Below are 14,606 nucleotides of genomic sequence, written 5' to 3' on the forward strand. Positions count from 1 at the left end.
GTTCAGTGCTTATGAGATATTACCTAAACAAAAACACGTAGCAAGTAAGTTTTATACCCAACGAATAGAAAGAGAGAATTTGAATTTAAGAAATCGCTTAAAGCGTCTTAACCGTAAGACGTTAGGTTATTCGAAGTCGCCTGAAATGCATGATAAAATCATCGGCACATTCATAGAGCGGGAGTATTACCTATTGTGATGATCTCTATATTGAATACACGACCGGTGCATGACACTATTGCACCGATTTATCTTTGTTGGGATTCATCCAATAACCAATTACGGAATATCATCATCGCAGGTGTACATGGTTTGGACTTCAAACGACTAAGCCAATAGCCCCCTAATGTCACTGAAATATCAAATGGCTGCACTAAACTCCCAGCACTCAACTCATGTTCAAACATACAACTCGGTACCAATGCCACACTATCCGTTAATAACGCAGCTTCAACCATTAGACGAGACGAGTCAAACACAGGCCCTTTCACTCGCCACGGCTCTAAACCTGCGGCAAGAAACCATTTTTCCCATTCATCTTTACGGTATGAGCGCAATAAATGATGCGCTTTTAAATCTAGGGGAGTCGTTAAGCGGTTAGCCATTTTCTCAGAGCATAACACAGTATGCGATGCGCTAAATAATGGAATATTCTCAGCCAGAGGCCATAACCCCTCCCCAAAGCGTATGGCAAAATCAACACCTTCTGCCGCCAAATTGACTACGTTATTATGTGTCATAATCCGTAAATCAATATACGGGTATAAATTAGAAAATTTTGATAATTGAGGTAGTAACCAACCCACCGCAAATGTTCCCACTACTGATATACTCAACACTTCATGGTAGTGCCCATCATCAAACTGCTGCAATAAAGACTCAATTTGGTCGAAAGAACGACTCAACACAGGTAGGAGAGCTAAGCCTTCATCTGTTAAGGCCAACCCTCTGGGTAAGCGGATAAATAATTCTAAACCTAGTTGCTCTTCTAATAACCGAAACTGCTGGCTTACCGCCGCTTGGGTCACATTCAATTCCATACCTGCTCGCGTGAAACTTAAATGGCGGGCAGATGCTTCGAATGCACGCAAAGCATTTAAAGGTAGTCGATGACGATAATTCCCTGACATAAGATTTTCTTTTACCTCATCGAACTTTATATCGTTTTAAATGAAGGCGTAAAACACGCATACTGCTATACAACAACGGTATAACAGCCTAGAAATCTATACTAAAGCACTTCAGTTATGCAATGAAGTTCTTCCTTATTTATATTAGCAACAACTTAAACTTTTATTTAATTGGACTACCTATGAGAAATGTTTTTCGTCAGGGGCGGATTTTTGCCGCTCTTAGCTTAGCCTTAACCACAATTTCAGCCAACGCTCTAACTCAACAAAACGTTGATAACATTATTAAACCACTAATGAAACAACAACAGATACCCGGAATGTCGGTGGCAATCTCCATTGAAGGAAAGCACTATTTTTATCATTACGGTGTATTGTCTAAGCAAAGCAAAGCCCCTATCAATAACAACACATTATTTGAAATTGGCTCTCTTTCGAAAACATTTACAGCAACATTAGCCGCTTATGCACAAGAACAAGGTAAATTAGATTTCTCACAAAAAGTGAGTCATTACCTACCCGAGTTAACAGATTCAGCATTTGACCATATCACCGTGATGAACTTAGCCACCCACACCTCTGGATTACCATTATTTGTGCCGGAGACCATTACGAATTCAGCTGAATTAATAAGCTATTACCAACATTGGCTCCCTGAAAAAACCATTGGAGAATATCGTTCTTACTCAAATTTAGGTACTGGATTATTAGGCATCGTCACCGCTAAACAACTCAAAATGCCATTTGAACAAGCGATGGAAAAATTAATGCTGCCTTCACTGGGGCTCAAACATACCTATATTCATGTCCCTAAGCACCAAATGAAAAATTATGCTCAGGGTTATAATAAGAAAGATCACCCATCGCGAGTGGCACCACAGATTTTAGATGCCGAATCCTATGGTTTGAAATCTACTGCCAAAGATTTGATCCGTTTCTTAGATATTAATATGCAGACGGTAAAAGTCGCAAAATCATGGCAAGAAGCGATAGAAGATACCCACACAGGCTTTTATCTAACAGATTCATTTGTACAAGATATGATGTGGGAAAGTTACCCGTGGCCTGTCTCTTTATCACAATTACATCAAGGTAACCGTGATGAAATGGCATTACAGCCACAGAAAATCGAAGCAATTAAACCGGCAATGCCGCCAGAAACGCGAGCGTTCTACAACAAGACAGGCTCCACAAATGGTTTTGCAGCTTATGCCGCCTTTATCCCTGAAGAACAAATCGGCATCGTGATTTTATCCAATAAATGGTACCCAATTTCCGACCGCATCACCGCAGCTTATCAATTAATTGAAAAGATTAATGAATAAATTAGATTTCTGACGAAGAGTAAATGCTCTAAATAGTTCGTTCTGTAGCTAGGCGGCAAGAGAAACTAAGCCCTAGGAGCATACATAAAGTATGTGACTAGGGTTAGTGAACGTAGCCAACAACGCTACAGCACGAAATATGACGAGCATTCAGATGACGCGGGAAAACTGCCGCTGCCTCATCTGCCTACGCAAATACACATCAAAACACATGCAAATATTACGAATAAGTAAACGTCCTTGAGGAGTCACCTTAATCCCTGTTTCGCTAATTTCGACTAGGTCATCTTCTGCCATTGGTATCAATAAGTTTAAGTCTTCTGCAAAGTAAGATTTAAAATCAATTGGATATAGTGCTTCTATTTGTGCGAAATTCAGTTGGAAATTACAAATTAAGGTTTTGATAACATCACGACGTAAACAGTCATCATCCGTTAATACCAACCCACGCCACAGCGCATGCCCCTGCTCTTCGACTTGTGCATAATAGGTTTTTAAATCTTTTTGGTTTTGAGCGTAGTTATCCCCTAACATGCTAATCGCCGAGACGCCGAGCCCTAACAGATCACAGTCCCCTTGGGTGGTATACCCTTGGAAATTACGGTGCAGTATGCCTTCACGCTGGGCTACCGCAAGTTCATCTTCTGGGCGTGCAAAGTGATCCATACCGATAAATTGATAACCATTTCCAGTGAGTGTAGCTATCGTATCTTGAAGAATATCCAGTTTTTGCTCTGCGCTTGGTAGATCTTCATCTTTAATTTTACGCTGCGCTGCAAACAAATTAGGTAAATGTGCATAATTAAATACACTTAAGCGGTCAGGTGACAGCTCTGCCACTTTTTTCAGGGTAAAAGCAAAACTTTCTGGCGTTTGCTTTGGCAAGCCATAGATAAGGTCAATACTGGTTGAAGTAAACCCTGTTTCTTTTGCTCGCTTAATTAGAGCAAAAATAAACTCTTCATCTTGCTCTCGGTTAACCAATACTTGCACTTCTTTATTAAAGTCTTGTACCCCCATACTCAGGCGGTTAAACCCTTCAGCGCGTAAATGGTCTATCATATCCAACTCAATTTCACGCGGGTCGACTTCAATCGACATCTCTACGTTATCTGCAAAATGAAAGTGCTTTTTCAATAAACCGACTAGATGGCTAACTTGCACTTTATCAAGATAAGTTGGTGTACCGCCTCCCCAGTGCATCTGAGTAACAAGACGTCCTTTTAATAAAGCTGCACGCTGAATAATTTCTTTTTCAATGACTTGTAGGTATTCATCTGCTTTATGTTTTTGGCGAGTAACTAATTTATTACAGCCACAGAAATAACAAAGCTTATGGCAAAAAGGAATATGAACGTAGAGCGATAAAGGACGGTCGGGATAACGCTGAGTTGCTTGAACAAACGCACTTTCGTCATAATCTTGGTTAAATTCCAAGGCAGTGGGGTACGATGTATAACGCGGCCCTGAATAATTATATTTTTGAATGAGAGCGAGGTCCCAAACAATATTTTGCTCTGACATAACATTCCTCAATTGACCAAAAGCTTAAACCATCACAACGGGTTGCACCTTATTTAATTTGTTATTCGGTGATGTGAAAATTTTATAGCATACATAACGTTATAGACTCTAAATATTTCAAGTTGTGGCTAGGCGGCAAGTGAATGAGTCGCTAAAAGTATACATAAGTATATGACTAGAGCGAATGAGCATAGCCAACAACGCTGCAACTTGAAATATGACGAGTATAAAGATGTTAAAGAAAAGAGACTTGATGCAACATCAAAGAAAAGTGTATTTATGAAAAATAATAGCGACATCCCCCGAATATACGAGGGATGGTTAAACGAAGTTATTTACTTTTTAAGATACGCATGATGTCATCGAGTTTTTCTTCGTCTTCTTCCTCTTCTTCAGCATATTCTATGCCTAAAATGTTCATCAGCTCATCAATACGGTCTAAACAAGTATTGATATATTCCTGTTCTTCTGCGGTAACGGTCTCACCATCTTCCAAACGTGCTAACAAACCATCTAAACGGTCATCACTTTCTAACAATGCTAACTCAGCTTCAGGGGTTAATTTTTCTTTAACCACTGGCTGTTTTTTCTCAACCACAGGTTTAGTCGCTGAATTATCATCAACAATTAAAGGCACTGGTTTTTTACTGCCTAAGCGTGGGTCAACAATGTTATTTTGCCCATTATTTTGGCTGCTTGATGACTTATCTTGGTAGCGACTACCTGATTTATTACCACGATGTTTACTTTCGCGCTTACGCTCACGACCTTCTGCGTTCAATTCTTCTTTCGTTTTACGGTATTTTTTCTTTGGCTTACTTGCCGGTTTTTTTGGTGAATTCATGGCCTGATACCTTGATAAAGTCAGTTTCTGCTGCGAAATCTAGCAGTTTCCCATGAAGGGGGAAAGTACTAGTTTGCAATTTCAGTAGATTTTTATCTCACCTGACCTTCACAGCAGTAGTTTATTAATTATACCCTAAATAATTTGTGTTGCATGTACGCTCATGCAACACAAATTATTTAGGGCATGGAGGGGGCAAATAATAAAAAGAGAAATGATTAACTCATTAAATAATGCAAGTTGTGACTAGGCGCCAAGCGAGGTTATCTCGGGGAGCATACACAAGTATATGGCCCGAGTAACCAAGTGTAGGCAACAACGCCACAGCTTGAAGTATGACGAATATTAATGCGCTAAATAGTTTGAGCTGTAGCAAGACGGAAGAATTGCTAATTCCTAGGAGCATACAAAATTATGTGACTAGGGTTAGCAAACGCAGCCAACACCGCTACAGTTCAAAATATGAAGCACATGTTAGGCGTCGACTAGGATCATTTTTAACAGGAACATCGCCGCAACTAAAATGACGCACAGCCCCAGATCACGCCAGCGCCCCGTACCAATTTTCATTGCGCAGTAGGCAATAAAGCCCAGTGCGATACCTTCGGTAATAGAGAAACTAAACGGCATCATTACTGCGGTAATAAATGCAGGCACAGACTCGGTTAAATCGTCCCATTTCACCCGCGTTAAGCTTGAAGTCATCAACACACCCACATAAATCAGAGCACCTGCGGTTGCATAAGCAGGAACCATACCTGCAAGGGGTGAGATAAACATGGTCAATAGAAATAGAACACCCACAACAATTGCGGTTAAGCCAGTACGTCCACCAACAGATACCCCTGAAGAGCTCTCAATATACGCAGTCACTGATGATGTTCCCATTGCAGAACCTGCTACCGAACTCAAACTATCCACATACAGGGCTTGTTTCATTCGTGGAAATGTCCCGCGTTCATTGGTAATCCCAGCCTTATCCGTCACGCCAATCATAGTGCCCGATGAGTCAAACAGGTTTACTAACATAAAGGCGAAAATAACACCTGATAGCGCTAAATCTAAAGAACCAGCAAAATCGACTTGCCCAACCACACTAGTGATACTTGGTGGCATGGAAAACACACCCGAATATTTCACATCACCCAGCGCAAGACCGATCAATGTAGTCACGGCAATAGACACCAAAACTGCTGCATGAATATTACGCGCTGCCAGAATTGCGATGATAAAGAAACCCAGCGCCCCCAGCCAAACGTTATGGTGAGTTAAGTTACCAATTGAGACCAGTGTATCTGGGTTTGCAACAATAATGCCTGAGTTTTTTAACCCCATCATGGCAATAAATAAACCGATACCACTGGTGATCCCGACACGAAGACTAAGCGGGATATTAGCAATAATCCAATAACGAATACGGAACAATGTCAGAATAAATAAACCAACCGCTCCCCAGAATACCGCGCCCATAGCGACTTGCCACGAATACCCCATGGCCCCGACGACAACAAAAGCAAAAAAGGCATTCAGCCCCATTGCAGGTGCTACCGCGATTGGTAAGTTTGCTAATAGCCCCATCAAGATACTACCAATAGCAGCAATCAAGCAGGTGGTAACAAACACCGCTTTAATGTCCATCCCTGCAACAGAAAGAATTTGTGGGTTAACAAAGACGATATACACCATCGTCAGAAAGGTCGTGAAGCCTGCAACAACTTCTGTTCGTGCGGTTGTGCCGTGTTCCTGTAATTTAAAAACACGCTGAAACAAGCCCTGCGGTTGTGCCGAGCTAGAAGATTGATTACTCATTAGATATAGCGCCCAAAAAAAGTTTTTTTCGCCCTATACTACAATTAAAAATCACAAAAGAAAACGATTGCGTAAACCATAATAGGCAAAAATGTCCTAACTAACTGATACAGCAAGCCGAAATAAGAAAAATAATCAGATAAGTGTTGTTGAGATAATAGCGGTTATTACACCGCTATGTTGACTTAAGACAGCGCCAATAGCTTTTGCCTACGCCAAAACAATAAGCTACGCTTCACGGCTCGTTTTTGAGGTTCATTTTGTGCGCTTAGCCTTTTCGCTACCCTATTCGCAATAATTTCCACCGCAAAACACATCACAAAATAAATAAACGCCACAAATAAGAAAACCTCGAGCGGGTATACCATTTCACGGTTATTCACTTGAGTAGCTAAAAATGATAATTCAGCAACCCCCACAATATAAGCTAGAGAGGTATCTTTAATTAATGCAACCCATTGATTAATAAATGAAGGTACCATCATACGTAACGCTTGTGGTAAAACAATGTGCCAAAGCACCTGCCAACGGCTAAAACCCAAAGACATGCCAGCTTGCCACTGCCCTTTACCAATCGCTAAAATCCCCGCCTTTACCGCGTGAGCTAGATATGCTGAAGTAATCAGCGCTAATGCACATACCACAGTAGCAATCCCAGGGATTTCTGCGCCAAGCAAAATAGGCAACAGAAAGTAGGTCCAAAAAATCAACATAATCACAGGAATTGCACGGAAAAAGCCTAAAATAGCGGCAAGTAGGTTAACCCAGAAACCACGCAGCATGGCTAACGCAATACCGCCCAATGTCCCCAATACTATAGAAGCCGCCCCTGCAAGTAAGCTCATGAGTAAGGTTAAAGCAGCGCCTTCGAGTGGGCCGTCAGGGAAAGTACCTAATAATAAATATTGCCAGTTTTGCTCAATAATCGAAAAATCCATTTTATGCCCCTTGAGCTAAATTACGTTGTTGGCGCCACTGCCCCCAGCCTTCCATTAATGCAATAATGGCAATGTATAACACTGTGGCAACACCAAATGCGGCGAAAGTTTGTAATGACTGGCTATCCACTTGCCGCGATACATAAGAAAGCTCCGCCACCCCAATCGCCATCGTTAACGATGAATTCTTTACCACATTCATATATTGGCCAAGTAAAGGCGGCATAGCGATTTTAACCGCTTGAGGCAACACCACGAGTTTCATCGCCTGCCAAGAAGTTAGCCCCAAAGCGAAAGCAGCATATTTTTGCCCCTGACGAACGCCCCTGATACCTGCTCGAATTTCCTCAGCAATAAAGGGTACGGTATACAAGGTCAAACCAACAAAACCCGCTAAAAATTCAAATGATGGCCACCCCACGGGTATCCCCAACAATTGGATTTCATGGGGTGTATTCAACCATTCCATTGTGGCAGATGGTAAAATTTCACCAGAAGCGAAATACCAAAAAAATAGCTGCACCAACAAAGGCGTGTTTCTAAAAATAGAAATATAGATGTTCACTCCCCAACGAAGAGGAGCAATCTGGCTATCCTTTGCTGATGCAACTAGAAAACCTAATAAAGTAGCCGCAATAATGGTACACACAGAGATCCAAACTGTGATCAAAAAACCATAGCCGAACCATTCAAGGTACTGTGGTGCCAGCAGATGTTCTGACCAAAAATTACCGCTGAAAAATTTCTCAAACATAGTCAATCACCATTCTACTTGGTTCTATTAACCAAGAACCCCGCACAATGTGCAGGGTAACCAACAAGTTATTTTTTTATTTCAGGCCATTAAGATTGGGGCTGTTGTTCGCTTAATGGTGCAAACTTAAAGTCACCACGTGGTTGAGCGGCTTTAGTTTCTGGGCCAAACCAACGGTTGTAAATCACCTCGGCTTTGCCGTCTTTCTCTAATTTCAACAGTGTTTCATTGACGTTTTCAACCAAACGTGTTTCGCCTTTGCTTGCTGCAAGTGCTTGATATTCTTTTGTTAGGCTGAATGGCGAAATTTCAAAATCAACTTTAACTTTCTCAGGTAAATTACCTAATAAACCCACCAATTTTGCATCGTCTTGGGTAATAGCTTGTACGTTACCATTACGCAGTGCAGCAAATGCCTGTGGGGTATCATCGTAAGAAATCACTTTAGTGTCTGGAAAACGCTCACGTAAAGTGACTTCTTGTACGGTGCCTTTATCTGCACCAATACGCAGAGGTTTAATATCATCAGGGGTTTTTAATACGCCTTTACGGGCAATAAATTTTTGCCCGGTAGCAAAATCAGGGATGGAAAAATCAACTTGTTTTGCGCGTTCATCGGTAATGGTAAAATTCGCCCCAATAAGATCAACTTTGCCAGAAGTTAAAAGTGGAATACGATTCGCAGGGTTAGTCGGACGAAGCTCAAGTTTTACCCCTAGGCCATCAGCAATTTCTTGTGCGATATCCACATCATAGCCAGCCAATTTCTTAGTTTGAGGGTCAATAAAACCAAAGGGCGGGTTGCTATCAAAGACTGAAATGCGGATCACTCCGGCTTGATTGATATCATCTAATTTATCTGCGCTAGCGACATTCGCTGTCAGCGCCAAACCTGTGAGTAGAACAGTTGAGAGAATACGAGCTTTCATTGAACACCTCTAGCGGTAAATTTATGTAAATCGACCGTCACAAGCTATCAACTATATCTTAGCACTTGAAATACTATTAAATAATATATTTATAACTAAGAGGAATAAATGAAGTGAATAAAGAAAGGGGGAAACTTTATACAAGGACCCCGAACATGGTTAAACCATCAATAGACTCTTATTGAGCAAGAAGAAAGTCGGTAGAAGAACGTTTTATACGCTAAACAATTTGTTCTAAAGTAAGCTGACGCCGATATTCAAGAGTAATACTCTAAATAGTTCGGGCTGTAGCTAGGCGGCAAATGAAATTATCCCTAGGGGCATACACAAGTATGTGACCCGAGTAGTCGAACTCAAATATCAGAACTACAGCTTGAGGTATGATAGGTATTTAATGCATTAACCTCATATATTAATACTCTAAATAGTTCGCGTTGTGACTAGGCGGCAAGCGAGGATATCTCGGGGAGCATACATCAGTATGTGACCCGAGTAACCGAGCGAAGCCAACACCGCCACAGCACGAAATATGACGAGTATTCGAGTAATTATTTATTCGTTAACATCTTCTCAAGACTATCCCCACCGACGTGACGGAAATCTTGCCCCTTCACATAGTAGAAAATAAATTCACAGATATTTTGACAACGGTCGCCAATGCGCTCAATGGAGCGTGCGCAGAACAGTGCCGTTAATACACTTGGGATTGTCCGCGGGTCTTCCATCATATAGGTCATTAATTGACGTACGATACCCTCATACTCTTGGTCAACTTTTTCATCTTCACGGTAAATACGGATGGCTTCTTCAAGATCCATTCGTGCAAATGCATCGAGTACATCATGTAGCATTTGTACCGTATGACGGCCTAATGATTCCAAACTCACTAACAAAGGCTGATGTTGATGAGAGAATTTCTCCAATGCAGTTTGGCAGATTTTGTCCGCAACATCGCCAATCCTTTCCAATTCTGCAATGGTTTTTGAAATTGCCATAATCAGACGCAAATCACTCGCTGTTGGCTGGCGCTTGGCAATAATTTTTACGCACTCTTCGTCAATCGCCACTTCCATCATATTGACTTTATGGTCATTCTCAATAACTTCACGTGCTAAGGCTTCATCCTGATTATGCATGGCCGTAATGGCTTTGGTGAGCTGTTCTTCCACCAGCCCTCCCATTGTCATCAACTCAGTATGGATATGTTCCAGTTCAGCATTGAACTGCCCCGATATATGTTTGTTGTGATTCAGCGTATCCATCGTCGGCTCCATATCAACCGTAGCGGCCAGTAATATAATCTTCAGTTTGCTTCATTTCAGGGGTCGTAAACATCTTGTCAGTGTGATTAAACTCAACTAACTCCCCTAAGTACATGAATGCCGTATAATCAGAACAACGTGCTGCCTGTTGCATATTATGGGTAACAATCACCACAGTGTACTCTGATTTTAATTCACTAATTAATTCTTCAATACGACCCGTTGAGATAGGGTCAAGTGCAGAGCAAGGCTCATCCAGTAACAATACCTCTGGGCGAATAGCTATCCCACGAGCAATACATAAACGTTGCTGCTGACCACCAGACAAGCTATAACCACTTTGGTGGAGTTTATCTTTAGTTTCATTCCATAATGCAGCTTTTGTCAGTGCCCATTGCACACGCTCATCCATTTCTACACGCGATAATTTTTCAAATAAACGGACTCCAAATGCAATATTATCGTAGATAGACATTGGGAATGGAGTGGGTTTTTGAAAGACCATTCCTACTTTTGCTCGTAATAACGCGATATCTTGTTTGTCCGTCAGGATATTCTGACCATCTAATAAAATTTCACCTTCTGCACGTTGTTCGCCATACAGCTCATACATTTTATTAAAGGTACGTAACAATGTGGATTTACCGCAGCCTGATGGGCCGATAAATGCCGTCACTTTATTCTTTTCAATGTCTAAAGAGATATTTTTCAGCGCGTGAAACTTGCCATAGTAGAAGTTGAGGTCACGAACTTTAATTTTACTGTTTGCAATTTCGTTTGCATTAATCATGGTTTACTTTTCTCTCTAAATCTTTAGTTATCCGGGCTTAGTGTTTTTTCTGTGCAAACACAACACGCGCAATGATATTAATCAGTAGGACACATAGGGTAATTAATAACACCCCAGCCCATGCAAGCTCTTGCCATTCAGAGAATGGGCTCATTGCAAATTTGAAGATAGTCACTGGTAAGTTGGCAATTGGCTCGCTCATATCTGTACTCCAGAACTGATTCGACAGTGAAGTAAACAGTAACGGTGCGGTTTCCCCCGCAATACGTGCAATAGCCAGCAAAATCCCCGTGATAATCCCGGATACAGATGCTTTTAGCGTAATAGATAAAATCATTTTCCATTTTGGTGTGCCGAGTGCATAAGCGGCTTCACGCAAGCTATCAGGCACTAACTTCAACATATTTTCAGTTGTCCGGATAACAATTGGAATTTGCAACAATGCAAGTGCGACAACCCCAGCCCAACCGGAAAAATGCTGCATCTGTGCAACCACGATGGTGTACACAAACAGACCTACAACGATAGATGGCGCTGATAATAAGATGTCATTAATAAAACGAGTTACCGAAGCTAACCATGACTTACGGCCATACTCTGCTAAATAAATCCCCGCTAAGATCCCTAAAGGAGTCCCGATAACCGTAGCCCAGAGGATCAGTAAACCACTACCAACAATGGCATTTGCTAAGCCGCCACCTTCTGTATTAGGTGGTGGGGTCATTTCAGTAAACAGATTGAGGGACATCCCATCAATCCCTTTCGTCACTGTAGAAAATAAAATCCAAACTAACCAGAACAAGCCAAAAGCCATGGTTAACATCGAAACCAATAGAGCCATTCTATTGATTTGACGGCGCCATGCTTGACGGCGAGCGCGTTCTTTTTGATTGACGGCAATAGGTTGAGATAACGACATATTAACGGCCCTCATTCTTCGCAAGGCGCATAACCATCAGCTTGGAGATTGCTAGCACAATGAATGTGATAACAAATAGAATCAGCCCAAGCTCCATCAAGGCAGAGGTATGCAAGCCGCTTTCTGCTTCTGCAAACTCATTCGCCAATGCAGAGGTGATACTATTACCTGGCATAAATAATGACACGCTATCTAGTTGATAAGTATTACCAATCACGAATGTCACCGCCATGGTTTCACCCAATGCGCGGCCTAGACCTAACATCACCCCCCCAATTACCCCATTACGGGTATAAGGCAGAACGATGTTCCAGATCACTTCCCATGTAGTACAGCCAATACCATAAGCTGACTCTTTCATCATCACAGGAGTTTGTTCAAATACATCGCGCATAACAGACGCAATGTAAGGAATAATCATAATCGCGAGGATGATCCCCGCAGCTAAAATACCGATACCGAATGCTGGGCCTGAGAATAACTCACCAACAATCGGAATACTCGACATCACATTCCCCACTGGTTCTTGGAAATATTCCGCAAACAACGGCGCAAAGACGAATAACCCCCACATCCCATAAACAATACTTGGGATAGCAGCAAGGAGTTCAATTGCAATACCTAGAGGCCGTTTTAACCAGTTAGGTGCAAGCTCAGTTAAAAATAAGGCGATACCAAAACTCACGGGTACCGCAATGATCAGAGCAATTAACGATGTCACAATCGTGCCATAAATAGGCACAAGCGCACCGAACTCTTCCGCTGGAGCATCCCACTCTTTGGTCCATAAAAACGAAAAACCAAATTTTTGCATACTTGGCCAAGATGCAAAAATAAGGGAGATAATAATACCCCCAAGCATTAATAAAGTGATTAGCGCGGCAATCTTTACCAATGCACCAAAAATCACATCACCTGATTTGCTAGGAGCTTTAAATGCCGTTGTTTTTTCGGCCATGCGCTTTGTTCTCATTCCACACCTACTTGCTTACGTAGGATTTAATTTACTTCATTTAGAAAGCGGATGTTAGATCCTCTAACATCCGCCTGCCACTGCCAACCCGAGGTTCACTTAGAAAAGTGCTTTACCTTGGCTATCTTTTACTTCTGTTTTCCATGCTGCGCGAACAGCTGTCACCACTTCTTCAGGTAAAATTGCGTAGTCTAATGCTTCCGCTTGCTTACCACCTTTCTCATAGGCCCAGTTAAAGAAGTCGAGCGTTGCTTTGCCCTTTTCAGCATTAGCTTGCTCTTTGTGTACTAAAATAAAAGTTGTCGATGTGATTGGCCATGCATTGGCACCATCACGGTTCGTGAGGTCTTGAGCAAAAGATTTAGACCAATCAACTTTTTTCGCTGCTGCGCTGAAACTTTCACCTGTTGGCGAGACTGCTTCGCCATCCGCAGATATCAGTTTAGTATAAGCAAGATTATTCTGTTTTGCGTAAGCATATTCCACATAACCAATAGAACCTGGCAGACGCTGAACAAATGCTGCAACGCCATCGTTACCTTTACCACCTACGCTATTTTTTGGCCAGTTAACTGTTGAGCCCGCACCAATGTCTGATTTCCAGCTTGCACTAACTTTCGCTAAGTAGCTAGTGAATACGAAAGTGGTACCTGAGCCATCAGAACGTCTGACGACTGCGATAGTTTGGTCTGGTAGGCTAACATTTGGGTTTAACTTAGCAATAGCAGGGTCATTCCACTTAGTAATTTTACCTAAATAGATATCCCCTAAAGTGTTGCCATCTAAAGTCAGTTGCCCTGACTCAATGCCTTTTACGTTGACAGCCAGGACAACACCGCCAATGACTGTTGGGAACTGGAATAAACCATCTTTTTTCAGTTTTTCGTCAGTTAATGGCGCATCAGAGGCACCGAAATCAACGGTTTTTGCATTAATTTGTTTGACACCACCAGAAGAGCCAATCCCCTGATAGTTTACTTTATTACCTGTTTCTTTCTGATAAGAGTCTGCCCACTTTGCATAAACAGGAGCGGGGAAAGTCGCGCCAGCTCCGGTCAGGCTGGTAGCAGCAAAAGAAGACATTGCGGTCAAAGATAAAGTTGCTGCCATTACGCTTGCTAAGGTGGTACGCGTCATTTTCATAATCCCTCCGGGGATGTATAGAAACAATCAAGTATAAAATTGTTGGGTGTATGTCACGGTAGGAAAAATAGGACAATTTAGTTACGACAACATGTCGTTTTTATGACAGTTTTATGACAATTGCTGATTTTTTCGCTGGCGAGAAAACAAAATCGAAGAAAAATACAATTTTACAACTTAAGATTCAATTAGTTATAAAAACAAAACTTCAAAACTAATATCAAAAAGAAAAATGACAGACTGTCATAAAAGCGAAAAATATTTTT

General features: G+C 41.7%; 14 protein-coding genes. 2 read left to right on the forward strand and 12 right to left on the reverse strand.

Annotated elements, in window-relative coordinates:
• On the forward strand, positions 1-199 hold a 199-nt coding region (locus ACIPUA_RS12725; RefSeq protein WP_449059717.1), incomplete at its 5' end, for an IS1 family transposase.
• A gap of 49 nt (positions 200-248) precedes the next feature.
• Here ACIPUA_RS12725 and ACIPUA_RS12730 read toward each other — a convergent pair.
• A complete protein-coding gene (locus ACIPUA_RS12730; RefSeq protein WP_449059748.1) occupies positions 249-1,130 on the reverse strand; it encodes a LysR substrate-binding domain-containing protein in 882 nt (293 codons plus the stop codon).
• A 182-nt stretch (positions 1,131-1,312) separates the two neighbouring features.
• Between ACIPUA_RS12730 and ampC the strand changes: the two genes are divergently transcribed.
• Entirely contained in the window at positions 1,313-2,455 is a 1,143-nt protein-coding gene (gene ampC, locus ACIPUA_RS12735; RefSeq protein WP_449059749.1) for a class C beta-lactamase, read from the forward strand.
• 150 nt (positions 2,456-2,605) lie between these two features.
• Here ampC and hemN read toward each other — a convergent pair whose 3' ends face one another.
• The 11 genes from hemN to pstS all read right to left on the reverse strand — a co-directional run bounded on the left by hemN (position 2,606) and on the right by pstS (position 14,340).
• Positions 2,606-3,979, reverse strand: a complete 1,374-nt coding sequence (hemN, locus tag ACIPUA_RS12740; RefSeq protein ID WP_042847731.1) for an oxygen-independent coproporphyrinogen III oxidase — start codon at positions 3,977-3,979, stop codon at positions 2,606-2,608.
• A 331-nt stretch (positions 3,980-4,310) separates the two neighbouring features.
• Positions 4,311-4,823, reverse strand: a complete 513-nt coding sequence (gene yihI / locus ACIPUA_RS12745) for a Der GTPase-activating protein YihI (RefSeq protein WP_449059750.1) — start codon at positions 4,821-4,823, stop codon at positions 4,311-4,313.
• Positions 4,824-5,297: 474 nt separating this feature from the next.
• Positions 5,298-6,632: an NCS2 family permease gene (locus ACIPUA_RS12750; protein ID WP_042847736.1), complete on the reverse strand. Its 1,335-nt coding sequence runs from the start codon at positions 6,630-6,632 to the stop codon at positions 5,298-5,300.
• Positions 6,633-6,817: 185 nt separating this feature from the next.
• Entirely contained in the window at positions 6,818-7,570 is a 753-nt protein-coding gene (locus tag ACIPUA_RS12755) for an amino acid ABC transporter permease (protein WP_449059751.1), read from the reverse strand.
• A gap of 1 nt (position 7,571) precedes the next feature.
• Positions 7,572-8,324: an amino acid ABC transporter permease gene (locus tag ACIPUA_RS12760; RefSeq protein WP_042847739.1), complete on the reverse strand. Its 753-nt coding sequence runs from the start codon at positions 8,322-8,324 to the stop codon at positions 7,572-7,574.
• An 89-nt stretch (positions 8,325-8,413) separates the two neighbouring features.
• The gene (locus ACIPUA_RS12765; protein WP_449059752.1) at positions 8,414-9,253 is read right to left on the reverse strand and encodes an ABC transporter substrate-binding protein; all 840 of its coding nucleotides are present in this window, start codon (positions 9,251-9,253) and stop codon (positions 8,414-8,416) included.
• Positions 9,254-9,801: 548 nt separating this feature from the next.
• Positions 9,802-10,515: a phosphate signaling complex protein PhoU gene (gene phoU / locus ACIPUA_RS12770; RefSeq protein ID WP_036958602.1), complete on the reverse strand. Its 714-nt coding sequence runs from the start codon at positions 10,513-10,515 to the stop codon at positions 9,802-9,804.
• Between the two features lie 13 nt (positions 10,516-10,528).
• The gene (gene pstB / locus ACIPUA_RS12775) at positions 10,529-11,305 is read right to left on the reverse strand and encodes a phosphate ABC transporter ATP-binding protein PstB (protein ID WP_042847741.1); all 777 of its coding nucleotides are present in this window, start codon (positions 11,303-11,305) and stop codon (positions 10,529-10,531) included.
• A 37-nt stretch (positions 11,306-11,342) separates the two neighbouring features.
• Positions 11,343-12,224 carry a phosphate ABC transporter permease PstA gene (pstA, locus tag ACIPUA_RS12780; RefSeq protein WP_042847744.1) on the reverse strand — a complete coding sequence of 294 codons (882 nt, stop codon included), beginning with the start codon at positions 12,222-12,224 and terminating at the stop codon, positions 11,343-11,345.
• A gap of 1 nt (position 12,225) precedes the next feature.
• Positions 12,226-13,182, reverse strand: a complete 957-nt coding sequence (gene pstC / locus ACIPUA_RS12785; protein ID WP_042847813.1) for a phosphate ABC transporter permease PstC — start codon at positions 13,180-13,182, stop codon at positions 12,226-12,228.
• A 114-nt stretch (positions 13,183-13,296) separates the two neighbouring features.
• Positions 13,297-14,340 (reverse strand): phosphate ABC transporter substrate-binding protein PstS, encoded by a 1,044-nt coding sequence (pstS, locus tag ACIPUA_RS12790; RefSeq protein ID WP_042847746.1) that lies wholly within the window; start codon positions 14,338-14,340, stop codon positions 13,297-13,299.
• Positions 14,341-14,606 lie beyond the last annotated feature (266 nt).

This window comes from Providencia sp. AGC89 (assembly GCF_053543535.1).